The organism is Pseudorhizobium marinum (assembly GCF_000705355.1).
GTDB lineage: Bacteria > Pseudomonadota > Alphaproteobacteria > Rhizobiales > Rhizobiaceae > Neorhizobium > Neorhizobium pelagicum.
Genome location: NZ_JMQK01000010.1, coordinates 1 through 22,828 on the forward strand (window position 1 = coordinate 1; position 22,828 = coordinate 22,828).

At 64.6% G+C, this 22,828-nt stretch carries 26 protein-coding genes and 1 pseudogene; 18 read left to right on the top strand and 9 right to left on the bottom strand.

Annotation, left to right across the window (positions count from 1 at the left end):
* The coding region (locus EO99_RS0113245) for an MCP four helix bundle domain-containing protein (RefSeq protein ID WP_029619121.1) at nucleotides 1–895 on the bottom strand (895 nt) is incomplete at its 3' end.
* 145 nt (nucleotides 896–1,040) lie between these two features.
* Nucleotides 1,041–1,226: a hypothetical protein gene (locus EO99_RS0113250; RefSeq protein WP_029619122.1), complete on the bottom strand. Its 186-nt coding sequence runs from the start codon at nucleotides 1,224–1,226 to the stop codon at nucleotides 1,041–1,043.
* Between the two features lie 96 nt (nucleotides 1,227–1,322).
* Here EO99_RS0113250 and EO99_RS0113255 point away from each other — a divergent pair, with 96 nt between their 5' ends.
* The 3 genes and pseudogenes from EO99_RS0113255 to EO99_RS25710 all read left to right on the top strand — a co-directional run bounded on the left by EO99_RS0113255 (nucleotide 1,323) and on the right by EO99_RS25710 (nucleotide 3,934).
* Nucleotides 1,323–2,093, top strand: a complete 771-nt coding sequence (locus tag EO99_RS0113255) for a L,D-transpeptidase (protein WP_404820876.1) — start codon at nucleotides 1,323–1,325, stop codon at nucleotides 2,091–2,093.
* Nucleotides 2,094–2,266: 173 nt separating this feature from the next.
* Complete coding sequence (locus EO99_RS0113260) at nucleotides 2,267–2,983, top strand: L,D-transpeptidase (RefSeq protein WP_029619124.1); 717 nt, start codon at nucleotides 2,267–2,269, stop codon at nucleotides 2,981–2,983.
* Nucleotides 2,984–3,044: 61 nt separating this feature from the next.
* Nucleotides 3,045–3,934, top strand: a pseudogene (locus tag EO99_RS25710) (aminoglycoside phosphotransferase family protein).
* A 44-nt stretch (nucleotides 3,935–3,978) separates the two neighbouring features.
* Here the strand turns inward: EO99_RS25710 and EO99_RS0113270 are convergent.
* Nucleotides 3,979–4,446: a MarR family winged helix-turn-helix transcriptional regulator gene (locus tag EO99_RS0113270; protein WP_029619125.1), complete on the bottom strand. Its 468-nt coding sequence runs from the start codon at nucleotides 4,444–4,446 to the stop codon at nucleotides 3,979–3,981.
* 142 nt (nucleotides 4,447–4,588) lie between these two features.
* Here EO99_RS0113270 and EO99_RS0113280 point away from each other — a divergent pair, with 142 nt between their 5' ends.
* Nucleotides 4,589–5,011, top strand: a complete 423-nt coding sequence (locus tag EO99_RS0113280) for an organic hydroperoxide resistance protein (protein WP_029619126.1) — start codon at nucleotides 4,589–4,591, stop codon at nucleotides 5,009–5,011.
* Between the two features lie 240 nt (nucleotides 5,012–5,251).
* Nucleotides 5,252–5,716: a BA14K family protein gene (locus EO99_RS0113285; RefSeq protein WP_029619127.1), complete on the top strand. Its 465-nt coding sequence runs from the start codon at nucleotides 5,252–5,254 to the stop codon at nucleotides 5,714–5,716.
* A gap of 234 nt (nucleotides 5,717–5,950) precedes the next feature.
* Here EO99_RS0113285 and EO99_RS0113295 read toward each other — a convergent pair whose 3' ends face one another.
* Complete coding sequence (locus tag EO99_RS0113295) at nucleotides 5,951–6,394, bottom strand: MarR family winged helix-turn-helix transcriptional regulator (RefSeq protein ID WP_029619128.1); 444 nt, start codon at nucleotides 6,392–6,394, stop codon at nucleotides 5,951–5,953.
* Between the two features lie 59 nt (nucleotides 6,395–6,453).
* On the opposite strand from EO99_RS0113295, the gene EO99_RS0113300 reads away from it, so the two are divergent.
* The 7 genes from EO99_RS0113300 to EO99_RS0113330 all read left to right on the top strand — a co-directional run bounded on the left by EO99_RS0113300 (nucleotide 6,454) and on the right by EO99_RS0113330 (nucleotide 10,825).
* Nucleotides 6,454–7,185, top strand: coding sequence for a DUF899 domain-containing protein (locus EO99_RS0113300; protein WP_029619129.1), 732 nt, complete (start codon nucleotides 6,454–6,456; stop codon nucleotides 7,183–7,185).
* 17 nt (nucleotides 7,186–7,202) lie between these two features.
* Nucleotides 7,203–7,670 (top strand): DUF1579 domain-containing protein, encoded by a 468-nt coding sequence (locus EO99_RS0113305; protein WP_029619130.1) that lies wholly within the window; start codon nucleotides 7,203–7,205, stop codon nucleotides 7,668–7,670.
* A gap of 62 nt (nucleotides 7,671–7,732) precedes the next feature.
* Nucleotides 7,733–8,539, top strand: a complete 807-nt coding sequence (locus tag EO99_RS0113310) for a VOC family protein (protein WP_029619131.1) — start codon at nucleotides 7,733–7,735, stop codon at nucleotides 8,537–8,539.
* Between the two features lie 121 nt (nucleotides 8,540–8,660).
* Entirely contained in the window at nucleotides 8,661–9,008 is a 348-nt protein-coding gene (locus EO99_RS0113315; RefSeq protein WP_156034772.1) for a hypothetical protein, read from the top strand.
* A gap of 103 nt (nucleotides 9,009–9,111) precedes the next feature.
* Nucleotides 9,112–9,354 carry a hypothetical protein gene (locus EO99_RS0113320; protein ID WP_029619133.1) on the top strand — a complete coding sequence of 81 codons (243 nt, stop codon included), beginning with the start codon at nucleotides 9,112–9,114 and terminating at the stop codon, nucleotides 9,352–9,354.
* An 81-nt stretch (nucleotides 9,355–9,435) separates the two neighbouring features.
* Complete coding sequence (locus EO99_RS0113325; RefSeq protein ID WP_029619134.1) at nucleotides 9,436–9,960, top strand: sigma-70 family RNA polymerase sigma factor; 525 nt, start codon at nucleotides 9,436–9,438, stop codon at nucleotides 9,958–9,960.
* Between the two features lie 64 nt (nucleotides 9,961–10,024).
* Nucleotides 10,025–10,825, top strand: a complete 801-nt coding sequence (locus EO99_RS0113330; protein ID WP_029619135.1) for a potassium channel family protein — start codon at nucleotides 10,025–10,027, stop codon at nucleotides 10,823–10,825.
* Nucleotides 10,826–10,839: 14 nt separating this feature from the next.
* Here the strand turns inward: EO99_RS0113330 and EO99_RS0113335 are convergent, their stop codons facing one another.
* The gene (locus tag EO99_RS0113335; RefSeq protein WP_029619136.1) at nucleotides 10,840–12,096 is read right to left on the bottom strand and encodes a cation:proton antiporter; all 1,257 of its coding nucleotides are present in this window, start codon (nucleotides 12,094–12,096) and stop codon (nucleotides 10,840–10,842) included.
* Between the two features lie 218 nt (nucleotides 12,097–12,314).
* On the opposite strand from EO99_RS0113335, the gene EO99_RS0113340 reads away from it, so the two are divergent.
* Nucleotides 12,315–12,620: an alkylphosphonate utilization protein gene (locus EO99_RS0113340; RefSeq protein ID WP_029619137.1), complete on the top strand. Its 306-nt coding sequence runs from the start codon at nucleotides 12,315–12,317 to the stop codon at nucleotides 12,618–12,620.
* Between the two features lie 51 nt (nucleotides 12,621–12,671).
* Here EO99_RS0113340 and EO99_RS0113345 read toward each other — a convergent pair whose 3' ends face one another.
* Nucleotides 12,672–14,216, bottom strand: coding sequence for a helicase HerA-like C-terminal domain-containing protein (locus EO99_RS0113345; protein ID WP_029619138.1), 1,545 nt, complete (start codon nucleotides 14,214–14,216; stop codon nucleotides 12,672–12,674).
* Nucleotides 14,217–14,330: 114 nt separating this feature from the next.
* On the opposite strand from EO99_RS0113345, the gene EO99_RS0113350 reads away from it, so the two are divergent.
* Nucleotides 14,331–15,311 carry a YihY/virulence factor BrkB family protein gene (locus EO99_RS0113350; protein ID WP_029619139.1) on the top strand — a complete coding sequence of 327 codons (981 nt, stop codon included), beginning with the start codon at nucleotides 14,331–14,333 and terminating at the stop codon, nucleotides 15,309–15,311.
* A gap of 92 nt (nucleotides 15,312–15,403) precedes the next feature.
* The gene (locus tag EO99_RS0113355; protein WP_029619140.1) at nucleotides 15,404–15,793 is read left to right on the top strand and encodes a hypothetical protein; all 390 of its coding nucleotides are present in this window, start codon (nucleotides 15,404–15,406) and stop codon (nucleotides 15,791–15,793) included.
* 60 nt (nucleotides 15,794–15,853) lie between these two features.
* Here EO99_RS0113355 and EO99_RS0113360 read toward each other — a convergent pair whose 3' ends face one another.
* Both EO99_RS0113360 and EO99_RS0113365 read right to left on the bottom strand, forming a co-directional pair.
* The gene (locus EO99_RS0113360; RefSeq protein WP_029619141.1) at nucleotides 15,854–16,678 is read right to left on the bottom strand and encodes an aldo/keto reductase; all 825 of its coding nucleotides are present in this window, start codon (nucleotides 16,676–16,678) and stop codon (nucleotides 15,854–15,856) included.
* 111 nt (nucleotides 16,679–16,789) lie between these two features.
* Nucleotides 16,790–17,965, bottom strand: coding sequence for an MFS transporter (locus tag EO99_RS0113365; protein ID WP_029619142.1), 1,176 nt, complete (start codon nucleotides 17,963–17,965; stop codon nucleotides 16,790–16,792).
* 101 nt (nucleotides 17,966–18,066) lie between these two features.
* Between EO99_RS0113365 and EO99_RS0113370 the strand changes: the two genes are divergently transcribed.
* The 3 genes from EO99_RS0113370 (at nucleotide 18,067) to EO99_RS0113380 (ending at nucleotide 21,328) form a co-directional block, all read left to right on the top strand.
* Nucleotides 18,067–18,972: a LysR family transcriptional regulator gene (locus EO99_RS0113370; RefSeq protein ID WP_029619143.1), complete on the top strand. Its 906-nt coding sequence runs from the start codon at nucleotides 18,067–18,069 to the stop codon at nucleotides 18,970–18,972.
* Between the two features lie 129 nt (nucleotides 18,973–19,101).
* Nucleotides 19,102–19,479 carry a hypothetical protein gene (locus EO99_RS0113375; protein ID WP_029619144.1) on the top strand — a complete coding sequence of 126 codons (378 nt, stop codon included), beginning with the start codon at nucleotides 19,102–19,104 and terminating at the stop codon, nucleotides 19,477–19,479.
* A gap of 127 nt (nucleotides 19,480–19,606) precedes the next feature.
* A complete protein-coding gene (locus EO99_RS0113380; protein WP_029619145.1) occupies nucleotides 19,607–21,328 on the top strand; it encodes a diguanylate cyclase in 1,722 nt (573 codons plus the stop codon).
* Nucleotides 21,329–21,346: 18 nt separating this feature from the next.
* On the opposite strand, the gene EO99_RS0113385 is transcribed toward EO99_RS0113380, so the two are convergent.
* Nucleotides 21,347–22,801 (bottom strand): phospholipase D-like domain-containing protein, encoded by a 1,455-nt coding sequence (locus EO99_RS0113385; RefSeq protein ID WP_029619146.1) that lies wholly within the window; start codon nucleotides 22,799–22,801, stop codon nucleotides 21,347–21,349.
* Nucleotides 22,802–22,828 lie beyond the last annotated feature (27 nt).

The window sequence follows — 22,828 nt, forward strand, 5'->3', positions numbered from 1 at the left end:
CGCTGGTCGCCTGCGCCATGGCTTCGGCGCGTTTGCGATCCTGCTCGGCGGTCTGCCGGCGCTGCTCTTCGGTCTGGTTGCGCAAGCGGCCAGCCTCGTCCTCGAGCCGGCGGCTTTCCAGCGCGTTGTTGCGGAAGACTTCCACGGCGGCGGCCATTTCGCCGATCTCGTCGGCGCGGCCGGCATAGGGGATGGCAGTCGCGGCGTCGCCGGCCGCCAGCTTGTTCATCGAGTGGGTGATCGTCTGGATCGGCTTGGCGATGCCGGTGATGGCGAACCAGATGGCGCCGGCAATGGCGATTGCCACGATCCCGATGACGGTAAAGGTCACGGTCAAGGTCGTGGAATAGGCGGCCTGGGCACTCTGGTACGCTTCTTCTGCATGCGACATGCTGATTTCGACCAGTTTTGCGAGCGCGACCGTGGCGGCATCGGCCGACTTGACCATATCGGTCCTGAGGATTTCGTTGGCACCCTGCACGTCTGCGGCATTGGAGAGTTCGAAGACACGGGGAGCAAACCCGACATAAGTCTTCATCGCCTCCTCTACGGCGTTCAGCGCTGCGGCTTCTTCGGGTGGTGGGGAGAAGGTTCTCGCCTTGCGAAGGTCTTCTCCGAAAACGGCATAGGCGGCGTCGACGGCCTTCTCCGCGCTTGCCTTGCCTTCGGCGTCGGCGCGCAGGATGTGGCTGCGGAAGGAATTGCGGATCTTTTCGACCTGTACTTCCATGTCCTTCATGGTCACCACGCTCGGCATCGCTTCCGTCGCGATCTCGATCAGGTGGTGCTCGATCGCGCCGAGCCGATTGACGGCGAAGGCGCCGAAGAGGGCGAATGCGGCACCGAGCACTATCAGGATGCCGGCGAGAGCTGTTTTTACCTTTGGACGTGACATGAATGGGGATCCAGTTGCGCGAGTGAGGGCTCGACGACAGGCCACGCGCGTTTCCGCCGCAGGACCTGCCTCCGTCATCCAGATCTAGCCTAGGAATCTTTACCGAACAGAAACCAATGCGTCCCCAAGAAATCACCCGTAATATCTAGTTGCGACCGATCATCGCCGGATGCGGAGCCGTGCCATTGATCGGAGAACCGGCTGCGGCACCTGCCGCCGCGATCACCCCAATCCCGCGGCGGGCGCGTGCCAGCCGCAGGACGGCAGAAAACCGTCCTCCTGCACGCTGATCCTGCCGCGACGCCAGCTTCACGCCAGCCGCAACCTGCATGGTGCTCGCGGTATCATCTGCCGGAATCGGGTCGCCATGTCGTTCTTGCCTCAGTCTCTGCGCAAATCCCTGTCGCTGGTCAGCGCCACAGCCGCCATGCTTTCGCTCGGCGGCTGCATCCTGGTCACCGACACGAGCCGCATGAACCCGGATGTCTTCGTGCAGGAGACGGCGCCGGTCTTCAATGTGCCGCCCTATGCCGATCCGCCGACCAACAATCCGCCGCCGATGCCGGGCGCCATTCCGCAGCGGCGCCAGCTCTATCCGACGGATTTCCACCAGACCTACCGCCAGACCTATGGCCTGCCGATCTCCAATCCCGTCCACCGTGCGATGTACGGCGTCCTGCGCGACGGGGGCCACACGCTGCCGGCCATTCCCTATTCGCGCATCGATCCGCGCTTCCTGCGTCAGGAGGTTTCCTACCAGACCACGGAGGCGCCGGGCACGATCGTCGTCGATCCGCGCCAGCATTTTCTCTATCTCGTGCAGCCCGGCGGCAAGGCGATCCGCTACGGCGTCGGGCTCGGCAAGGACGGCTTTTCCTGGTCCGGCCGCGGCACCATCCAGTGGAAGGCGAAATGGCCGCGCTGGACGCCGCCCGGCGAAATGGTCGAGCGCCAGCCGGAGCTACGCCAGTTCGCAGCCTCCGAGGGCGGCGCCAATCCGGGGCTGAACAACCCGCTTGGCGCCCGCGCGCTCTATATCTTCCAGGACGGCAAGGACACGCTCTACCGCGTCCACGGGACGCCGGACTGGCAATCGGTCGGAAAGGCCACCTCGTCGGGCTGCGTGCGGATGCTGAACCAGGATGTCATCGACCTTTTCGACCGCGTTCCTGCGTCGACGCCGATCGTCGTCCTCTGATTTTTTGAAACGCGGGTGTCCGCTCACGCGAACGTGCCTTTAAAAATCGTTGCCGTGGCCGCAGGGAAGCGTAAACGATAGCTGCAACGCGCGCACGCCCGGGTGGAACCTTCACACCGGGAGTGTCGTTGATGGGCTTAGTCAAGAACCAAGAAATCGGCGGTCTTCCGAACATGAACAGCAATACTTCCTATTCCCGCCGGGGCGTTCTCTCGCTTCTTGCGGCGGGTGCAGCCTCGACACTGGCCGGTTGCGCCTCCAGCAGCCCGCGTCCATTCTCGGCCACGCCGGTCGCTTTCGCGCCGCCTCCGCAGCAGCAGCTTCGCGCCGGTCGCTCGCCAGAACTCGACGCGATGTACGGCTCGGTCGTCGATGGCGGCTTCGTCATCCCGGCCGTTCCCTACTGGCAGATCAACCCGCGCTACTATCGCCAGCAGGTCGTCGATCCGACCGGTGAACGCCCGGGCACCGTGGTCGTCGATACCGCCTCGCGCTTCCTCTACCTCGTCGAGCCCGGTGGAACCGCGATGCGCTACGGCGTCGGCATCGGCCGCGAAGGCTTTTCCTGGGAAGGCGAGGGTGTCATCCAGTGGCGCCGGAAATGGCCGACATGGACGCCGCCGGCGGAAATGATCGCCCGCCAGCCGCAGCTGGCCAAATATTCCGCCGACAACGGCGGCCAGCCGCCGGGCCTCGACAACCCGCTCGGCGCCCGCGCGCTCTACATCTTCCAGGGCGGCGAGGACACGCTCTACCGCCTGCACGGCTCGCCGGAATGGAGCTCCATCGGCAAGGCCGTCTCCTCCGGCTGCGTCCGGCTGATGAACCAGGACGTCATCGACCTCTACGAACGCGTGCCGGAAAAGGCCCGCATCGTCGTCTGGCAGTAATTCTGTCATCTGCGATTGGTAATCCCTGCGAACGCGCTCCGTTTGCAGGGATTTCGTTTAGGTGGATACCAGAATAAAACTCGATGCTGCTGTTGTGCAGCGCCTGGTCGCCGCGCAGTTTCCGCAATGGGCCGGGCTGCCGGTACAGGCGGTTGCGGAAGGCGGTTGGAACAACCTGACGTTCCATCTTGGGACGGCCATGTCCGTTCGGCTGCCCAGCGCAGAACGCTATGTGGCGCAGGTGGAAAAGGAAGTGCGCTGGCTGCCGGTGCTGGCGCCTCAGCTTCCTCTCCCTGTTCCCACGCCGCTCGGGCTCGGACAGCCGGGCGAGGGCTATCCATGGCCCTGGTCCGTCTACAGCTGGATCGAGGGTGAGACGGCAAAACCGTCTAGAATTGCCGACCTCACCGGTTTTGCCTTGGATCTGGCGGATCTTCTCAACGCCCTTCGCGCCATCGACGCAGCAGACGGTCCGGTCGCCGGGCTCCACAACTTCCATCGTGGCGGCGATCTTCAGGTCTATGACGCAGAGACACGCGACGCGATCGAAATCCTGTCCGACGAAATCGACGTTATGCGGATCACCTCCATCTGGGATGCGGCTCTGGGATCACGTTGGACGGATGCGCCTGTCTGGGTGCATGGCGACGTCACGCAAGGCAATCTGCTGGTGCAGAATGGCAAGCTCTCCGCCGTCATCGATTTCGGTACCTGCGGCACCGGCGATCCGGCCTGCGATCTCGCCATCGCCTGGACGCTGCTCGACCAGCCGGCCCGTGAGGCATTTCGCAACCGTGTCGGGCTTGACGCCGACACTGGCGACGGGCGCGCGGCTGGTGCTTGTGGAAGGCGCTGATCGTCATCGCTGCGGAGCACGACGCCCATCCAGCGATCGCCGATCGTCATCGGGTGTGGATAGAGAAGATCGTTGCCGATCTGGAGCACGGCTGACCGCTGCGCCCGGCCGCAATAAGGCCCGCAGGTCATCGCTGCCCTTAGTCTCCTCTGAGGTTGAGCCGCGTCCGCAGCGCCACCAGTCCGTCACGCAGCGCCTCCGCCTCCTCGAGGCTGCACCCGGTGGCCGAACCGATCGCCGGCATGATACCGGTCGCATCGTGCCGCAGAGCATCGCCTCTCTCCGTCAGCAGGATCCGCACCTGCCGCTCGTCGCGGCTGTCGCGCAGGCGCTTTACCAGTCCGGCCTGCTCGAGGCGCTTGAGGAGAGGGGAGAGCGTGCCGGAATCAAGCCCGAGCCGCTCCCCGATCGCCTTGACGGCCTGGCCGTCCTCCTCCCACAGCGCCAGCATCACCAGATACTGCGGATAGGTGAGCCCCAGCGGCTCGAGCAGCGGCTTGTAGGCGCGATTGAAGGCATGCGCCGCGCCGTAGATGGCAAAGCAGAGCTGCGTCTCCAGCCGGGGAGGCGCCTTCCTGTTTCCGCTCTCGGTCTGCCTTTTCTGCATCTCGGTCCCTTACATTATCCGCTTGTGGCCTATCTCCCCTATTATCTCCGATGCCGACCTCAAGAACAATGCGCAATGCTGTTGCGTAAAATTAAATTGCGCGCTATTGAAATAGGCATCATTCAACCCGAGGAGTTTCCACATGGCTATTATCTACACGACCAAGGCATCCGCCACCGGCGGCCGTTCCGGCCACGCCGTTTCCGAAAACGGTGTCCTCGACGTGACGCTGACGGTGCCCAAGGAAATGGGCGGCGACGGCGCCACCGGCACCAATCCCGAACAGCTCTTCGCGGCGGGCTATTCCGCCTGCTTCCTCGGCGCGCTGAAGAACGTCGCCGGCAAGGAAAAGGTGAAGATCCCCGACGACGCCAAGGTGACCGCCACCGTCGGCATCGGTCCGCGCGACGATGGCACCGGCTTCGGCATCGAGGTCTCCCTCTCGGTCAGCATCCCGGGCATGGACAAGGCCCAGGCGGAAGATCTGGTCGCCAAGGCGCATATCGTCTGCCCCTACAGCCACGCCATGCGCACCTCGACGGAAGTTCCGGTCTCCGTCGCCTGATCATCCGACGACAAAGACGCAAAGGGAGCGGCTCGCCGCTCCCTTTTTTTGTTGCGCTGCTCCGCAACCGTCCGCAGTGACGCCGCCCGCGATGGCGCTGCGGCTGACGACACCCCGGTCGTCGAATTTCAACGCCAGATAGCCATTCCCGAAAGACGTTCGCCGTTAAGGCGAGGTTCATGTCCATTAGACGAAACTGAATTGTGCTTTTGTATCAATGTGCGAAAAGGAAATTTCACGATGAAGATATTTGGAACGACACTCACCGCCGGGGCCATGAGCGTTCTGATGCTGGCGACCTCCGTCTTTCCCGCAGGCGCGGTAGTCATGCCGTCCGTCCAGGCACCGTCCGTATCGGCTGCTTTCGAGCAGGTACAGTACCGTGGCCATGATCGCGACGACCGTCGTCGGTTCGAGCGGGGCCGTGACCATCGTCGCGGCGAATATCGCGGCCACAGGGGCTCGAGAGAGCAGCGTCGCGGCTATCGTCGCCACAACGACGGCTGGTGGTACCCGCTCGCAGCCTTCGGCGCAGGCGCCATCATCGGCGGCGCGATCAACAACCAGCAGGGCCGGCCCCAGGCCGTATCGAGCCGCCACGTGCAGTGGTGCGCGGATCGCTATCGCACCTATCGCGCTTGGGACAACACCTATGTTCCGCGCGTGGGCGTCCGGGCCTATTGCAGCTCGCCTTACTCGCGCTAATCGGCTTTAGCGCGAACGAAGCCCCGCCAGCGATGGCGGGGCTTTTTGCGTGTTGGAGCCTGATAGTAGGCGAAGCGGCGACCGTTACGGCGACCAGTTCTGGAAGCCCCATCCGATCAGCAGGGCGAGCGCCAGGGTCGTGACGAACGCGATGCCGAGCGCGCTCACGAACGATCTTCTCCATCAGCTGCGCCGGGAGCCACGGTCCGGTCGGCATGTGATCGGTGACGAAAGCTACCGGATCTCCGCCAGCGTCTTGCGCAGCGGTGCCATCTCCGAACCAATCTCCTCGTCGAGCTCGCCGTGGACCCGCGTCCAGATCGGCAGCGCGGCGGCGAGGAGGGCGGTGCCGGCCTCCGTCAGGCGCATCAGGCGGCTGCGCCCATCCTTCGGGTCGGGCAGGGTTTCGACGAGCCCGCGCCGCTCCAGCACCTTGACGGCCGCCGTCAGCGTCGTCCGGTCCATCGCCAGCACATGGGCGACCGGTCCCATCGGTGCCGGCTCCGGCCGGTTCAGCGCCATCATCAGGGAAAACTGCCCGTTGTTCAGCCCGAGTGGCTTGAGGGCATTGTCGAAGCGGCGGGCCAGCGCCCGTGCCGCCCGCTGCACGTGAAGGCAGAGGCACGTATCGCGCACATGGAGGGTTGTGGAAAAGGGAATCAGCACGGTGTTTGACATGCGCCATATATGTTGATATCAACGTAATTGTCAAGCGAATGAGCTTTGGAGGAAAGGTCATGCAGCATGCCGTCGTATCGCGCGAAGAGTGGCTGGAAGCCCGCCGCGCACTGCTCCTGAAGGAGAAGGAAGAAACCCGCCTGCGCGACAGGAATCGCGCCGAACGGGAGGCGCTCCCCTGGGTGAGGGTGGACAGGGACTACAGCTTCGACACTCAGGAGGGCCAGAAATCGCTGTCCGATCTCTTTGCCGGGCGCAGCCAGCTGGTGGTCTACCATTTCATGTTCGGTCCGGATTGGGATGCCGGCTGCGTCGGCTGCTCCTTCCTCGCCGACCATCTGGACGGCACGCTGGCGCACCTCAACCACCACGATGTGACGCTGATGGCGGTGTCGCAGGCGCCGCTGGCAAAGATCGAGGCCTACAGGCGCCGCATGGGCTGGACGTTCCCCTGGGCCTCGTCCCACGGCAGCGATTTCAACTTCGACTACCACGTCTCCTTCACGAAGGAGGACCTGGCGAAGGAGAAGGTCGCCTACAACTTCACCGCCATCGACCGCGCCGATGCCCATGACGAACTGCCGGGCCTGAGCGCCTTTTGCCGCAACGCGGAGGGGGAGGTCTTCCATACCTATTCCACCTATGCCCGCGGTTCGGAGGAACTGATCGGCACGCTGATGATCCTCGACCGCGCGCCGCTTGGCCGCAACGAGGACAGCACCATGCATTTCGTCAAGCGCCACGACGAATACGAGGACGCCCCGAAACTTGCAGCCGCCTGCTGCCACTGAGGGAGGAGCCGACGATGATGGAAATGCCCAAGCCGCAGGCAGAGCACGGCTTCCTGCAGAAACTGGTCGGCACCTGGGAGGTGACCGCCAAGGACATGACCGGCGACGATCCCTGGACCGAGGTGGTGCGGTCTCTGCACGGCATCTGGTTCGTCGCCGAGGGCACTGGAAACATGCCCGGCGGCGGCGCGGCGACCACCGTCCTGACGCTCGGCTTCGATCCAGCGAAAGGCAAATACGTCGGCAGCTGGATCGGCTCGATGATGAGCCACATGTGGGTCTACGAGGGCGAGGTGTCTGCCGATGGCACCACCCTCAGCCTCTACACCTCGGGGCCGGATTTTGCCGATCCGGGCAAGACGGGGGAGTACCGCGAGCAGATCGTCTTCGCCGACGACGACCACCGCATCTTCACCTCCAGTGCCCGGCAGGCCGATGGCAGCTGGAACCAGTTCATGGAAGCCCGTTACACCCGCATGTCCTAGATCAAATTCCTTGCGACCCTGATCGCTTAAACCTCGTCCATGGCCCAACACAGGAGGTCGGAATGCTGCAGACTGCAAAGGAAAGCACAAGCGAGACTCACGGCAAATTCATCTGGTGCGAACTGATGACCTCCGACACGGAGGCGGCCGGGCGCTTTTACAGCGCCGTGCTCGGCTGGTCGGTCAAGCCGATGCCGATGGAAGGGATGACCTACCATCTGTTCGAGATCGGCGAAGGTGACAAATGCCCCGGCATCGGCGGCATGATGACCCTGCCGGCGGAGCTTGCCGGCCACGTGCCTCCGAACTGGAGCGGCTATGTGGCGGTCGACGACGTCGACCGGACGGCCCGGGCATTCGAGGCGGGCGGCGGTATGATCCATCGTCAGCCGGAGGATATTCCCGGCGTCGGCCGCTTTGCCGTCGTTGCCGATCCGCACGGCGCTGTCATCAACATCATGACGCCGCTCCCTGTGGACGACATGCCGACGGCGCCCGAGGGCGCTCCCGGCACCGTCGGATGGTACGAACTCTATGCCAATGACCTGCAGGAAGCCTTCGACTTCTATGCCGGGACCTTCGGCTGGACCAGGGACCACGACCACGACATGGGCCCGATGGGCGTCTACCGGATCTTCGCCGAGCACGGCAAGGCGATTGGCGGCATGATGGCACGTCCCGAGAGTGTCCCGGTACCCTGCTGGGTCTACTACTTCAACGTCGACGGGCTCGACGCGGCGATCGCCCGGGTGACGGCTGCCGGCGGCAAGATCGTCCACGGTCCGATGGAGGTTCCCGGTGGCAGCTGGATCGCGCACTGCACGGATCCGCAGGGGGCATTTTTCAGTCTGGTCTCGATGCGGAGGTAAAATCTGCGTCAGCTGAACTTGCCATCTCCGTTAAAACTAGGTTCATGCGGCTGTCGTTATGATATGCCCCACCAAGCCCATGTATTTCGCGCATGGGCACGAACCGAGTGAAAAGGTAACGATGCGCAGGATCAGACTGATGGTGGTGGGACCGCCGTCCTTCCTCAAGCCCGCTGTCCTGCAGGCATTCGCCGACGTCGGCGTTGATCTGCAGGGGCCGGTTGCTGCCATCGATCTGGCGGCAGCCCTTGCCGACGCGAAGCTGGACGGCGCGATCATTGATGTCGACTACGACGCCAAGGCACTGTTCCATGTCGTTGAGCTTTTCGATGCCATTGATGTGCCGGCACTTTTTGCCACGTCCCGGACCGGAAGCATCCGGGGCGGCTTCACCTGCTCTGAGAACCCGGAGGCGATCAACGCCATCGTCCACCATCTTCTCGGCGCGACGGAAACGACCCTGCAGTAACATTTGTTGTTGAACTTTCATGCCATGCATCTACCCTTGTGGACCAAGGGAGACGCCCGATCCTGGGCCGTCCGTCCCGCAATGTCGGAGGAGATGCACGATCATGTCCGCAGATCAACACTTCTTCTATCCGGAGATCCTCCTGGCCGAGGATCTTAAAGTCCTGCAGGCGACGGTGCGCGCCCTGACCATCGGCAATGAAGGCCTGCACCGTGAGCACAACCCGGAACAGGTGGCGAAGATCGTTCTGCGCCTTTACTGCTTCGGTCTCACGGATCCAAACAAGCTGACGGAACTCGCAGGCCTGATGGCGGATCGTGAGGCGGGCTTCCGCTATCCGGCCTGAAAGGGCAAATCGGAGAAATTTTGCCCTGCGCGGAACGATCCCGATGCTCACGTATTCAAGTCATAGATACGGGAGTTTACCATGACAGAACACGTCGTCCACGAACACCTTCAGGTGGAGGTTCTTACACTGGTTCCCGCGCTGCGCAGTTTCGCACGCCGGTTTTACCCCAATGCCAGCGACATCGACGACCTGGTGCAGGAGACCCTGTTGCGGGCCTTCGCCAACCTGGACAAGTTCCGGCCTGGCACCAGTCTGAAGTCCTGGATGTTCACCATCATGCGCAACACCTTCTGCACCCGCTATGGCCAGGGCAAGCGCGAGTTTGTCGGCATAGAGGATTGCGCGTCGCTCAACCGTGCCATCGATGCGCCCCAGGAGTGGTCCATCCGGGCCCAGGAGTTTCATCGCGCACTGGTGTCCTTGCCTGCACACTACCGCGATGCCTTCGAGACCGTGCTGATGCGCGGCGAGAGCTACGAGGAAGCGGCATCGCGCTGCGACTGCCCGATCGGCACGATCAAGAGCCGGGTGAACCGGGCCCGCAGCGCCATCCTGAAGAGCCTCGGAGAAGATGGCGTCGACGGGACGATGGGAATCCATTGAGCCGGTGCGACATTCGGCGTTCCGATACGCTTGATGCCGCTCCTGCGTCCGCTATGGTGCGGGCATGATATTCCAAAGATCCGACGCCGGCCCCGCCCCGCGATTCCATCTCTTCCGGAACACCCTGCAGCGCATCGAGCGGGGTAAGGATGCCATGGCGCTGCGCTGGCAGGCGTTTTTTGCCGTTGTCGATCTCGCCATCCTCGCCTTCTTCCTGTTCGGCCCCTACCTGCGGGCCGGCCCCTCCTACCTGATCATCGATTACCTGATCGCCGTCTGGATCGGCGCCGAGCTTTTGCTCCGCATCGTCGCCGCGCCGACCTGGGGCGTTCTGCTGCGTCGGCCGATGACCTGGATCGACATCGTCATCCTGGCGACGCTGCTTTTCCCGGACGTGCTCTACAACTTTGCCTTCCTGCGGGCGATGCGGCTCTGGGCCGTCGGCAACAGCACGCTGCTGCGGGTGGGGTTGCGCCGCGCCGGCTACCCGCATCTGCTCGATGTGGTACGCGCGCTCATCAACCTCCTGGTCTTCCTCTTCATCGCCACCGGCTTCGTCTACACCAGTTTCTTCTACAACCGGCCGGGTGAGGAGGGCTTCGTCGACGCGCTCTATTTCACCGTCGCGACGATCACCACCACCGGCTTCGGCGACATCACGCTGCCGGGCACCGCCGGCAAGCTCACCTCCGTCGTCACCATGATCGTCGGCATCTCGCTCTTTGTGCGCCTGGCGCAGGCGGTGGTGCGCCCCAACAAGGTGCATTACCCCTGTCCGCGCTGCGGCCTGCAGCGGCATGATTCCGATGCCGTCCACTGCAAGGCCTGCGGCGAGATCCTCAATATTCCGGACGAGGGCGACTAGAGGGTTGCCCGCCTCTAGCGTTTCTCCGCCAGTTCGGTGTTCCACCGGTTCCGGTCCATGCGTCGCATGACCGGCGTCGCCGCCACGCCGTGCACCACGATCGACATCAGCACGATCAGGAAGACCGTGATCCAGAGCGTCGGTTCGGTGCCGAAGCTGACCTGGCCTGTGGCGAAGGCCAGGTAATAGAACGAGCCGAGGCCGCGGATCCCGAAGAAGCTGATCACCGCCTTTTCGCTGGCTCGGTTGGGCAGGCCGATCAGGCTGATCCAGCCGAACAGCGGCCTGATCAGGAAGATCGAGATCACCGCCACCAGCACGATTTCCCAGCTGATGGCCGCGAAGATGCGCCCGTCGCCGAGGATCATGCCGAAGCAGACGATCAGCACCATCATCAGCAGCCGCTCGATCTGTTCGGCAAAGTCGTGCAGGCTCTTGTGATAGGAATGCTGGCGTTCCACCGACCGGAGCGTGATCGCGGCGACAAAGACGGCGAGGAAGCCATAGCCGTGCACGAGTTCGGTCAGGCCGTAGCAGAGACAGGTGATGCCGAGCGCCACCAGCCCTTCGCCGGTCCGCGACAGGCTGGCGCGCTGCGGCAGCCGGAAGGTGAGGTAGGCGAGAACACGGCCCGTCAGCCAACCGACGAGGAGACCGGCCACCAGCCGCCAGACCACATCGACGGTAAACCACGTCCAGAGAATATCGCCATAGCCGCGGTCGGCCACCGCCGCGAGCCCGATGGCGAGGTAGACGAAGGGAAAGCTCAATCCGTCGTTCAGCCCGGCTTCCGCCGTCAGCGAAAAGCGCACCTCGTCCTCTTCGCCCGTCTTCGGCGGCCCCACCTGGATGTCGGAGGCGAGCACCGGGTCGGTCGGCGCCAGCACGGCGCCGAGCAGCACCGCCGAGGCGAGCGGCAGGGCGAGCATCCAGGCGCCAAGGAAGGCGATGGCCGCGATCGTCAGCGGCATGGCGATGCCCAAGAGCCGCCATACCGTGCGCCAGTTCACCCGGCCGAATGGGCGGTCCAGCTTGAGACCGGCCCCCATCAGCGACACGATCACCACGAATTCGGTCAGATGCTCCGTCAGATAGCGGTTTTCCAGCGGATTGACCGCGAAGGGAGCCACCGGCGACCAGGAAAACAGCGCTCCGATGACGATGCAGAAGATCGGCAGCGACATCGGCAGCTCGCGCAGCACCATCGGCAGCCAGGCCGTCAGCAGGATGACCACGCCGAGCAGCGTCAGAATAATGATGTAGGCGTCCATGCGTCTGCTTTTCGTGTGCGATGAGGTGAAGGCGGAACGGCGGGGTCCGGGAGGGGCAACGGCGCGCCGCCCCTCCCGTTCCCTGCAAACGTCGACTGAATTCCTTTGCGATGGCTGGCCCATCCCGCGGATGCGAAGCCTCACAACTTGCGCAGGATCGCACGGCTGCTATAGCGCGACAATGACACCGCGTATCCCGCACCTCAGGAGCATTCGACATGGCAGCCGACGACGACGATTACATCTACGACGAGGTCACCGGCGAATGGCGTCCGGCCTCCGAAATGGCAGCGGCCGCCGGTGCGACCAACCTTGAAGTCCGCGACGCCTCCGGCACGCTTCTCCAGGACGGCGACAGCGTCACCCTGATCAAGGACCTCAAGGTCAAGGGCGCCGGCCAGACGCTGAAGCAGGGCACCGTCATCCGCTCGATCCGGCTGACCGAAAACCCGGAAGAGATCGACTGCCGCCACGACGCCATCAAGGGTCTGGTTCTGCGCACGGAATTCGTCCGCAAGCGCTGAGACAGTTCTGGTGGCGGCGCGGAGCCGGGGAGGGACCTTGCGCCCCCGGCTTTACCGCTTGAGGCTGCCGAGGATGCCCCGAACGATGGCGCGGCCGAGCGAATTGGCGACCGAGCGCGCCGCACTCTTCATCGCCGCCTCCACCACCGTCTCGCGCTGGTAGCCGGAGCGTCCGGCGCTGCGGCTGCGCGCCGGCTTCTCCTCCGGCTCGTCGCCGAAGCCCGGCAGGCTCCAGCGGCCGGCGGCGCTGTCGGCGGGCTCTTCCTCGCTCTCCTGCTTGGCAGCCGTCGCCTTCGCCGCCCGCGCCATCAGGATCTCGTAGGCCGACTCCCGGTCGACGTCGCGGTCGTAGCGGCCGGCGATCGGGCTCGCTTCGATGATCCGCTGCCGTTCCGCATCACTGATCGGCCCGATGCGCGAGGACGGCGGGCGGATCAGCGTCCGCTCCACCACCGACGGCGCGCCTTTGCCCTCCAGCGTCGAGACCAGCGCCTCGCCGGTGCCGAGCGCGGTGATCGCCTCGCCGGTGTCGAAGTCCGGGTTGGCCCGGAAGGTTTCCGCCGCCGTCTTCACCGCCTTCTGCTCGCGCGGCGTATAGGCGCGCAGCGCATGCTGCACCCGGTTGCCGAGCTGGGCGAGCACAGTCTCGGGCACGTCGAGCGGGTTCTGCGTGACGAAATAGACGCCCACGCCCTTCGAGCGGATCAGCCGCACCACCTGCTCGACGCGCTCGACCAGCACCTTCGGCGCTTCGTTGAAGAGCAGATGCGCCTCGTCGAAGAAGAACACCAGCTTCGGCTTCTCCGGATCGCCCACCTCCGGCAGCTCCTCGAAGAGCTCCGACAGCAGCCAGAGCAGGAAGGTCGCGTAGAGCCGGGGATTGTTCATCAGCCTGTCGGCGGCAAGCACGGTGATCATGCCGCGTCCGTCCTGCGTGGTGCGCATCAGGTCGGAAATCTCCAGCGCCGGTTCGCCGAAGAAATGCGCCGCGCCCTGCTGTTCCAGCACCAGCAGGCCGCGCTGCAGCGAACCGACCGAGGCCTTGGAGACGAAGCCGTAGCGGCTGGAGATCTCGCTGGCATGCTCGCCCACGTAGTTCAGCAGCGCCTGCAGGTCCTTGAGGTCGAGCAGCGCCATGCCCCCCTCGTCGGCAATCTTGAAGGCGATGTTGAGCACGCCCTCCTGCGCGTCGGTCGCATCCATCAGCCGGGCGAGCAGCAGCGGCCCCATCTCCGCGACGGTGGTGCGCACGCGGTGGCCCTTCTCGCCGTAGAGGTCGAGGAAGATCGTCGGGAAGGCGTCGAAGTCATACTCGGAAAACTGGATCTGCTCGGCGCGCTTGAGAAGAAAATCCTTCTCCTCGCCGCGTGCGGCGATCCCCGCAAGATCGCCCTTGATGTCGGAGCAGAAGACCGGAACGCCGGCACTGGAAAAGCTCTCGGCGAGGATCTGCAGCGTCACGGTCTTGCCGGTCCCGGTTGCGCCGGTGATCAGCCCGTGGCGGTTGGCGAAGGGGAGATGCAGATATTCGGGCTTGCTGAAGGAATCGTCGGGCTTCCGGCTGCCGCCCAGAAAGAGTTTTCCTTCGTCCATCATGCAACTGGCGCTCCCTCGCGGCGTTAGGATCGCAAGGGTTATAGAGGGCGCTGCAGGGCCGGGCAACGGTCGCGGCAGTGCTCGCTGACGTTTGACGGGTAAGGGAGCAGGAACGTGAAGGACGATGCAGTCAGGGCAGAGCAGCAGGAACCGGGGCGCGGGCGCGACGCGTCCACGCCGAACCAGATACCGAAGACCGGCCTGAAGGACGTCTTCTGGCGCCTTTACGCGGCGATCAACGAGGATCGCGTCATGCTGGTTGCCGCCGGCGTCACCTACTATCTTCTGCTGGCCCTGTTTCCCGCCATTTCGGCACTGGTCTCGCTCTACGGCTTCTTCGCCAATCCAAACCAGATCGCCGAACGCATCCAGTTCCTGAGCTCCGTCATGCCCAGCGAGGCGCTCGACATCTTTATCGAGCAGCTGCGATCGCTGGCCACCCAGGACGGCTCGACGCTGAGCATCGGCCTGATCGCCGGTCTCGGCATCGCGTTGTGGAGCTCCAACAATGGCATCAAGGCGCTCTTCCAGGCCATGAACGTTGCCTATGAGGAGGAAGAGAAGCGCAGCTTCCTGAAGCTTACCGGCGTCTCGCTGCTGTTCACGCTTGGCACCCTGATCCTCATCATCGTCCTGACGGTGGCGGTCGGGATCGTTCCGGCGGTCCTTTCCTTCCTGTCGATCGGCGGCATTGCGGAAACGGCCATCAGGCTCCTCCGCTGGCCGCTGATGCTGTTATTCGTGATGGGCGGAATAGCGCTCCTCTACCGCTATGGCCCGAGCCGGGAGCCGGCAAAAGCGCGCTGGCTGACCTGGGGCACCGGCTTTGCCACGGTCTTCTGGCTGATTGCCTCCATCGCCGTCTCCTACTACCTCTCCAATTTCGCCAACTACAACGCCACCTACGGCACGCTGGGCGCCCTGATCGGCTTCATGGTCTGGACCTGGGTGTCCGTCGTCATCGTCCTCGTCGGCGCCGAATTGAACGCCGAGCTGGAGCATCAGACGGCGCAGGATTCCACCACCGGTCCGGACGAGCCGATGGGCAAGCGCGGCGCCTATATGGCCGATCATCTCGGCAAGGCCTCCTCTTGATCCTTCCCCGTGGATCTGCGCATTTGGCGCTGGACGGCGCCGGAAGTTCCGTATTACCTTGACGTCAACGTCAAAACATTGAGGAGAATCTCATGAACGAACTCGTGACCCGCGTCGCCGACAACGTCGGTATTGCCCCCGACACGGCTGAAAAGGCCGTCGGCATGATGCTCGGCTTCCTGCAGCGCGAAGCTGACGATGCCGCAGTCGCCAGAATGATCGAATCGATCCCCGGTGCGCCGGAGCTGGTCGCCAAGTTCAACGGCGAGGGCGCGGGCGGCGGCGGCCTGCTCGGTGGCCTGATGGCCAGTTTCGGTGGCGGCGTCATGGCGCTCGGCCAGCAGCTGATGAGCCTCGGCCTCGGCATGGGCGAGATCACCGGTCTCGCCAAGGAAACCATCAAGGTTGCGCGCGAGCATGCCGGCGACGAGACCGTCGACACGGTCGTCGCCTCGGTCCCGGGCCTCAGCCAGTTCGTCTGAGTTCTTCGCAGAAGCACATGCAAAAAGCCGCCGGATCGCTCCGGCGGCTTTTTTGTTGTCTCAATCCCACTTCGGGGCGAGATGCCCGGGGTTGACGATGCGGCCGTCGGGACGGGCGAGCGCGTGGATCGCCGCCATCTCGTCCTCGCTGAGCGCGAAGTCGAAGATGTGCAGGTTTTCCTGGAGCCGGCTCTCGGTCGCGGTCTTCGACAGCGCGATCACGTCGTCCTGCTGCACGGCCCAGCGCAGCGCCACCTGCGCCGCCGACTTGCCGTGCTTGGCGCCGATATCCTTCAGCACTTCGTCCTGCGGCACCTTGCCGTCGGCCATCAGGTAGTAGGCGGTCACCGACATGCCGGTCTTGCGGGCCTCCTCGATCACCTTGGTCTGGTCGAGATAGGGGTGATATTCGACCTGATTGGTGACGACGGGCGCATCCGACAGGCTGACGGCCTCCGCCATCAGGGCCGTGGAGAAGTTCGAGACGCCGATGTCGCGAACCTTGCCGGCCTCGCGCAGTTCGTTCAGCGCGCCCATGCGGTCGGCCAGCGGCATTTCGCTCTGCGGCCAGTGCAGCAGGAGGAGATCGACGTAGTCCGTCTTCAGCTTGGCAAGGCTCTCGTCCACGGAGGCGATGAAGGCGTCGTGGCCGACCCGGTCGACCCAGACCTTGGTGGTCAGGAAGATCTCGTCGCGGGGGACGCCGGACGACTTGAGCACATCGCCGACGGCCGCCTCGTTCTTGTAGATCTGGGCGGTATCGACATGCCGGAAGCCGAGCTTCAGGGCTTGCGGCAGAACCCGCTGAACGTCCTCGTCCGGCATGCGGAATGTGCCGAAGCCGAGGGCTGGAATATGGGCGCCGTTTGCGCTGACAGTATGCATGAAAAACTCCTTGGAAATGCACGGCTAGAAGCCGGAGGAAAGGCCCCCTCTACATGGGGCCGAACCGCCTCGCTTCAACCGGAATTATCGAGGCGATCCGAGTGAGGGCGCTCAGGCGATGGCGGCCGTGGCCTGCGCCTTGCGCCGTTCGCCCCGCATCGAGACGAGCGCGATGATGATGGCCGCGACGGGGAAGAGGGCGGAGACATAGGGGATGAAGGCGAGCCCCGGTCCATGCTCGATGGCCAGTCCGCCGACCCAGGCGCCGAGCGCATTGCCGAGGTTGAAGGCGGCGATGTTGAAGCTCGAGGCGAGCTGTTCGCCGGCACCCTCCGCCTTGCCGAGCACCCACATCTGCAGAGGCGCGACGGTCGCAAAGGCGGTGAGGCCGAGCAGGCCGACGAAGATCACGGTGAGCACGGGGCTGAGGAAGGCCGCCGGCATCAGCGCCAGCGTCACGCCGAGGAGCGCCAGCGTCACCAGCACGGTCCGGCGCAGGTTGCGGTCGGCCAGCCTGCCGCCGAGCAGGTTGCCGGCAATCAGTCCCAGTCCGAAGACGAGCAGGATCGGCGAGACGGCGGCATCCGAAAGTCCGGCGACCTGCGTCAGGAGCGGCGCGATATAGGTGAAGACCCCGAACACGCCGGCATAGCCGAGCACGGTGGTGAGCAGGCCGAGCAGCACCGGCAGGCGGGAGATGGCCTTCAGGTCCCGGCGCCAGTCGGAGGCCTCGGGCTTGCCCTCGTCCTTCGGCAGCAGCGCGGCAATGACGGCAAAGGCCGCCAGTCCGACGAGCGAGACCGCCCAGAAGGTCGAGCGCCAGCCGAACTGCTGTCCGAGCCAGGTGCCGAAGGGCACGCCGAGCACGGTCGCGACCGTCAACCCGGTGAACATGATGGCGATCGCCGAGGCGCGCTTCTCCGGCGCGACGAGCTTCGTCGCGACGACCGAGCCGACGCCGAAGAAGGTGCCGTGCGCGAGCGCCGTGACGATACGCGCCGCCATCAGGATCTCGTAACTGGGCGCCAGCGCGCAGATGATGTTGCCGACGATGAAGATCAGCATCAGTCCGGCGAGCACTGTCTTGCGCGGCCAGCGGCCGGTGAGGATCGTCAGCGTCGGGGCGCCGAAGACGACGCCGAGCGCATAGCCGGAGATAAGCAGGCCCGCGGTGGCGATCGAGACGCCCATGTCGGCACCGACTTCCCGGAGCAGGCCCATGATGACGAATTCGGTGACGCCGATGCCGAAGGCGCCGGCGGTAAGGGCATAGAGTGCGAGAGGCATAGGGTTCCTCGTTCGGTTGGAGTGTTGCCGAACAGATAGACCCATGTGCATCTGTGATGTAGATTGTCGGGAGGAACAGCATCTATGAACCGAGTTCACGAATGGCGCGCATTGACATCAACCGCTCCGGCGAGATGGAAGTCTTCGTCCGCGTCGTCGAAAGCGGCGGCTTCTCGGCGGCCGCCCGCAGCCTGTCGCTCACGCCCTCCGCCGTCAGCAAGCTCATCAGCCGGCTGGAAAAGCGCCTCGGCGCCCGGCTGATCAGCCGCTCGACCCGCCACCTGCAACTGACCCCGGAGGGGCGGGAGTTCTTCGAACGCTCCACGGCGGTGCTGGCCGGCATCGAGGATGCCGAGCGCGCCGCGGGCTCGGCGGTGGAGGCGGTCGGCCGCATCCGCTTCAACAGCAGTTCCGTCTACTGCGCCCATGTCCTCAACCCGCTGCTGCCGGAATTCCTGGCGCTCTATCCGGGCGTCACGCTCGATATCGCCCAGACCGACGTCGTCATCGACCTGCTCGCCGACCACGCCGATGTCGCCGTCCGCACCGGGCCCCTGAAGAGCTCCAGCCTGATGGCCCGCAAGCTCGGCCAGACGCGTCTGATCGTGGCGGCATCGCCGGCCTATCTCGAGCGCTTTGGCACGCCGCAGCATCCCTCCGAACTGGCGCACCACAATCTCCTGCGCTTCGCCTATACCCGCAGCCTGCGCGACTGGGCCTTTCGCGTCGACGGTGAACCCCATGCGGTCACCCCCGCCGGCACCGTGCAGGTCAACGACGGGGAGGGTATGCGCCAGCTGGCGCTTGCCGGCGTCGGCATCGTCCGCATGGGTGCCTTCGTCATCCGCGAGGACATCCGCGCCGGTCGGCTGGTGCCGATCCTTGAGGACTTCAGCGCCGGCGACGAGGAGGACTTCTACGCCATCTACGTCGGGCAGGGCGGCCCGCTGCCGTCGCGCGTGCGGGCGCTCCTGGATTTTCTGGCGGAACGCGGCAAGGTGTCATAGAAACGTCACTGATCGAGTCCCTTGCCTTGCCGAAGAGCATCGGAGCCGCCGTCCCCTGTCCAAACCGGAACTGGCAGGGCCACTGCGACTCTGGCGGGGGGCTCGCAACAGTCTGCCGGAGACATCCACATGAGCAACACGCATCAAGATGCCGCCGCCCGCCTGCGTGACCAGGTCCAGACGGCCGGTGCGGATACCGCGGTGGTCGCCGTATCCGATATCCGTCTGCTGCTCGATCGCTGCGAGGCGCTGGAGCGCGATCATGATCACCTGCAGCGCCGCGCCGCCAAGGCCCTGGCCATGCTCGATGCCGCGACCGTGTTCCTGAAGGCCTATGGCGAGAAGTACCGCAACTTCGCCAGCGGCGGCATCCGGCCCACCGCCATCCTGCAAAGCGAGGTCAAGGTGATGTGGGCGGTCTTCAAGGAATTCCGCGACCCGACGGAAAGCGAGGAGCAGGCCGATCCCGTCCGGGACCTGTGGTCGGGAAACAGGGCCGGAGGCTGATCGCCTGCATCCAGCGGCCAGCACCTCCACACCGCCATGACCTAGGGCTCGCCGGTCCGAAGACCATGTTTACGACTTGGAAAGCATTGTGGCGTAACGCTGGAACTTTCGCATTTCAGGAAAATTCATGAACCGGCTGGCCAAATGGAAACGTGGTCTACTCATCGCAGTTGCCTGCGGGGTTCTCGCTGTCAACAGCGCGGTCCTCTACGCCAGCTTGACCAGCCTTGTTGAGACGGCGAACCGGGTCAAGCATTCGCTGGACGTGAAGGACGAGCTTGCCCAGGTCGCCTTCGAGATGGCGAGCGCGGAATCGGGTCAGCGCGGCTATATCCTGACCGCCAACATCCGCTATCTCGACCCCTACTACAGAGCCACCAACAGGGTTCAGGGCCGGTTGGACCGTCTCCGGGAGCTTCTGGTCGACGACGAACAGCAGTTCGCCAAGGTCGAGCAGATCGACCAGCTGATCGCGCAGAAGTTTGCCGAAATGGCGGAAACGATTGACGCCCAGAGCATGGGCAGCTCGACCGAGGCGGCAGAGCTTGTGCGCCGAAACCGTGGAGAGGGGATTGCCCGTCAGTTCCACGAAACGATCGGCGCCATGGAAACCAACGAGGAAAGCACGCTGGCCGAACGGCAGCAGGAGGCCGACGTCGCCCGTCAGGCGGCCTTCTTCACGCTTGCGGGCTTCGTGGCCACCATCGCCGCACTTCTGGCCATCCTGTATTACCTCACCAAGCGCGAGATGAACCGCAAGATCCAGGCGTCCGAGGAGCTCGAAGTCCTGGCCGGCCAGCTCCAGGAACGGCAGGACAACCTCGTGCGCGAGCGCAACGAGGTCGCGCAGCTGAACGAGGCCAGCAACTTCCTGCAGAGCTGCGAGGACATGGCGGAGATTTCGGCCGTGATGGGCCCCTTCCTGCAGAAGATGTTCCCCGGCCACGCCGGCACCATCTACACCACGGCACCGTCCAGGAACCGTCTCGATCTCCTGAGCGCCTGGGGAGAAGCTGACGGCGATGCGCCGCAGCATTTCGCGCCACAGCAGTGCTGGGGCTTGCGCCGCGGACAGGTCCACATGCATTCGGCCGACGACGTGTCGCCGTGCTGCGAGCATTTCTGCGTCGATAGCAAGTTCGAAGCCACCCTGTGCATCCCCCTCAGCGCGCATGGCGAAACGCTTGGCCTGCTGACCCTGGTCCATGATGACGCGGCCCGGCAGGACAAGGACGAGGACATCCGCCGGCGCGCGGAAATGGTGGCCCGCCAGGTCGGCCTGACGCTCTCCAACATCCGCCTGCGCGAAAGCCTGCGCGACCAGTCGATCCGCGACCCGATGACGAAGGCCTACAATCGCCGTCACCTCGAGGCCGTCGTCGAAAAGGAATTCGCACGGGCGGAACGGTTCAAGCGGCCGCTCAGCATCGCCATGCTCGATATCGACCACTTCAAGCGCTACAACGACACGCATGGGCACCAGGCCGGCGATGCGGCGCTGATCGCCGTCAGCCAGCACATCCAGTCCAGCCTGCGCGCCACCGACTGGCTGTTCCGTTACGGCGGAGAGGAGTTCCTGATCCTGTTGAGCGAAGCCGATGCGGCGGACGCGTCCACGCGTCTCGATGCCATGCGGGCCTCAATCTCGGAGCTGGGCGTGATGATCGACGGCGTGCCGCTGCCGCATGTGACCGTTTCCTGCGGTGTGGCCGTGCTCATCGCGCATGGGGAAACCTTCGACGAGCTGGTCGCTGCCGCCGACGAAGCCCTCTATGAGGCCAAGAAGTCGGGCCGCAACCAGGTCAAGCTCGCAGCCGATACCGCACCGAAGATGACGCTGATCGCCTAGAGCGGCAGCATCGGCAGCCTAGACGACAGCCTTGCGGCGGAATTTCCTGCGCAGGAAGTGGGACGGGCTGTAGTCGACGCCCGCCGGCCGCTCCGGATCGGTGACGTCGGATTCGGCCACCATTTCCTCGTCGGCGGTCAGCTCCCGCATCTCGATCGGCCGCAGTCCCCGCCCGTGGTCGCGGTTCAGCCGGTCGATGAGGCCGATCAGCGAGCCGTTCGTGGCGCGCAGCGCTTCCTCGATCTCCTCCGGCGTGCGCGCCAGATGCTCCGCCAGCAACCCCTGGCGCTCGCGCAGGATGCTCTGGCGCAGCTCCGCCTGGTCCTCGCCCGCCTCGATGATGACGTCGCATTCGGTATCGTAGCCCATCGAGCGGTTGTTGAGATTGGCCGAGCCGATCTTCAGGATGCGGTCGTCGGCAATCATCAGCTTGGCGTGCACATAGATCGAGGTTTCCGCCTCGTTGACCGGATAGAAGATCCGGAAGCGGTCGTGCCGGTCGGCCTCCCTCACCAGCTTCATCATCCGGATGCGGGCCGAGTCCATGGTTTTCGCTTCCAGCCAGCCGTCCGCCGTCTCCGGGTTGATGATCACGATCTCCGGCCCGTCCGGCTCCTCGAGGCGCTTGGCGATCGCGCGCGCGATCCGCCGCGAGGCGAAATACTGGCTCTCGATGTAGAGCGATTCCTTGGCCGCCGCGATGATCGCCAGCGTCGCGGTCTCGATCTCGGCGATCTGCTTGCGGTCCTGGTATTCCGGCGCCGTGCGGGCAATGCCGACGTCGATCTCCCGGTATTCAACCGCAAGGTCGTCCGGCCAGGCGTCGCTGTCGACCGTCTGCGGCTCCAGCTTTTCCTCCGTGGCCATCTGCCAGCGGTTGCGGGCAAGCTCGGCAAGCGCCGCCGCCGCCGGTCCCGAGCAGCAGGAGGTGGCGTCGTGCCAGGGAGCCTCCTCCTTGCCGCGCGGCGAACGGCGGGCAGGATGATATTCCAGGTGCTCGCGGGTATCCCAGCGGCAGATCGTCATGTCGATGCCGCCGCAGAAGGCCACCTGGTCGTCGATGACGAGCAGCTTCATGTGGTGCGCGGCCAGCGAGGGGTGGGCGCCGTCGAGCTTCAGGTGAATGCGCTTGTTGAAGATCCAGCGCAGCAGGTAGAAGGGCGTCTCGCCGCGGGTGATCGAGGCGATCAGCCCGATGTCCCACTTCAGGATGCGGATGTCGAGATCCGCGTTGTCCTTGGCCAGCGAGTTGAGGAAGCGCCCGAGCTTGTCGGGCTTCTGGGCGTTCTCGTTGTCCGGCTCGAGGCGGATGCGCGTGTCGAAGTCCCAGCCGATCATGTAGATCGACCGCTTCGCCTTCAGCATCGATTGCTTGGCCAGCCGGAAGAAGTCGGCCGCGTCGATGATGACGGAGAAGCGGTCGGCCCGTGCCACCCGCCAGCAGCTCTCGCCCTCGGACAAAATCGAAGTCATGTCGTGTCAGCCCCCCAGTGATGCCCG

Coding starts and splice junctions, on each gene's coding strand:
- EO99_RS0113325 (WP_029619134.1), top strand. CDS start 9,436: ATGACAGAACACGTCGTCCACGAACACCTTCAGGTGGAGGTTCTTACA.
- EO99_RS0113365 (WP_029619142.1), bottom strand. CDS start 17,965: ATGCCTCTCGCACTCTATGCCCTTACCGCCGGCGCCTTCGGCATCGGC.
- EO99_RS0113345 (WP_029619138.1), bottom strand. CDS start 14,216: ATGATGGACGAAGGAAAACTCTTTCTGGGCGGCAGCCGGAAGCCCGAC.
- EO99_RS0113335 (WP_029619136.1), bottom strand. CDS start 12,096: ATGGACGCCTACATCATTATTCTGACGCTGCTCGGCGTGGTCATCCTG.
- EO99_RS0113250 (WP_029619122.1), bottom strand. CDS start 1,226: ATGCAGGTTGCGGCTGGCGTGAAGCTGGCGTCGCGGCAGGATCAGCGT.
- EO99_RS0113270 (WP_029619125.1), bottom strand. CDS start 4,446: ATGCAGAAAAGGCAGACCGAGAGCGGAAACAGGAAGGCGCCTCCCCGG.
- EO99_RS0113295 (WP_029619128.1), bottom strand. CDS start 6,394: ATGTCAAACACCGTGCTGATTCCCTTTTCCACAACCCTCCATGTGCGC.
- EO99_RS0113315 (WP_156034772.1), top strand. CDS start 8,661: ATGCGCAGGATCAGACTGATGGTGGTGGGACCGCCGTCCTTCCTCAAG.
- EO99_RS0113370 (WP_029619143.1), top strand. CDS start 18,067: ATGGCGCGCATTGACATCAACCGCTCCGGCGAGATGGAAGTCTTCGTC.
- EO99_RS0113360 (WP_029619141.1), bottom strand. CDS start 16,678: ATGCATACTGTCAGCGCAAACGGCGCCCATATTCCAGCCCTCGGCTTC.
- EO99_RS0113330 (WP_029619135.1), top strand. CDS start 10,025: ATGATATTCCAAAGATCCGACGCCGGCCCCGCCCCGCGATTCCATCTC.
- EO99_RS0113255 (WP_404820876.1), top strand. CDS start 1,323: ATGCTTTCGCTCGGCGGCTGCATCCTGGTCACCGACACGAGCCGCATG.
- EO99_RS0113310 (WP_029619131.1), top strand. CDS start 7,733: ATGCTGCAGACTGCAAAGGAAAGCACAAGCGAGACTCACGGCAAATTC.
- EO99_RS0113385 (WP_029619146.1), bottom strand. CDS start 22,801: ATGACTTCGATTTTGTCCGAGGGCGAGAGCTGCTGGCGGGTGGCACGG.
- EO99_RS0113305 (WP_029619130.1), top strand. CDS start 7,203: ATGGAAATGCCCAAGCCGCAGGCAGAGCACGGCTTCCTGCAGAAACTG.
- EO99_RS0113380 (WP_029619145.1), top strand. CDS start 19,607: ATGAACCGGCTGGCCAAATGGAAACGTGGTCTACTCATCGCAGTTGCC.
- EO99_RS0113285 (WP_029619127.1), top strand. CDS start 5,252: ATGAAGATATTTGGAACGACACTCACCGCCGGGGCCATGAGCGTTCTG.
- EO99_RS0113280 (WP_029619126.1), top strand. CDS start 4,589: ATGGCTATTATCTACACGACCAAGGCATCCGCCACCGGCGGCCGTTCC.
- EO99_RS0113355 (WP_029619140.1), top strand. CDS start 15,404: ATGAACGAACTCGTGACCCGCGTCGCCGACAACGTCGGTATTGCCCCC.
- EO99_RS0113320 (WP_029619133.1), top strand. CDS start 9,112: ATGTCCGCAGATCAACACTTCTTCTATCCGGAGATCCTCCTGGCCGAG.
- EO99_RS0113260 (WP_029619124.1), top strand. CDS start 2,267: ATGAACAGCAATACTTCCTATTCCCGCCGGGGCGTTCTCTCGCTTCTT.
- EO99_RS0113300 (WP_029619129.1), top strand. CDS start 6,454: ATGCAGCATGCCGTCGTATCGCGCGAAGAGTGGCTGGAAGCCCGCCGC.
- EO99_RS0113340 (WP_029619137.1), top strand. CDS start 12,315: ATGGCAGCCGACGACGACGATTACATCTACGACGAGGTCACCGGCGAA.
- EO99_RS0113375 (WP_029619144.1), top strand. CDS start 19,102: ATGAGCAACACGCATCAAGATGCCGCCGCCCGCCTGCGTGACCAGGTC.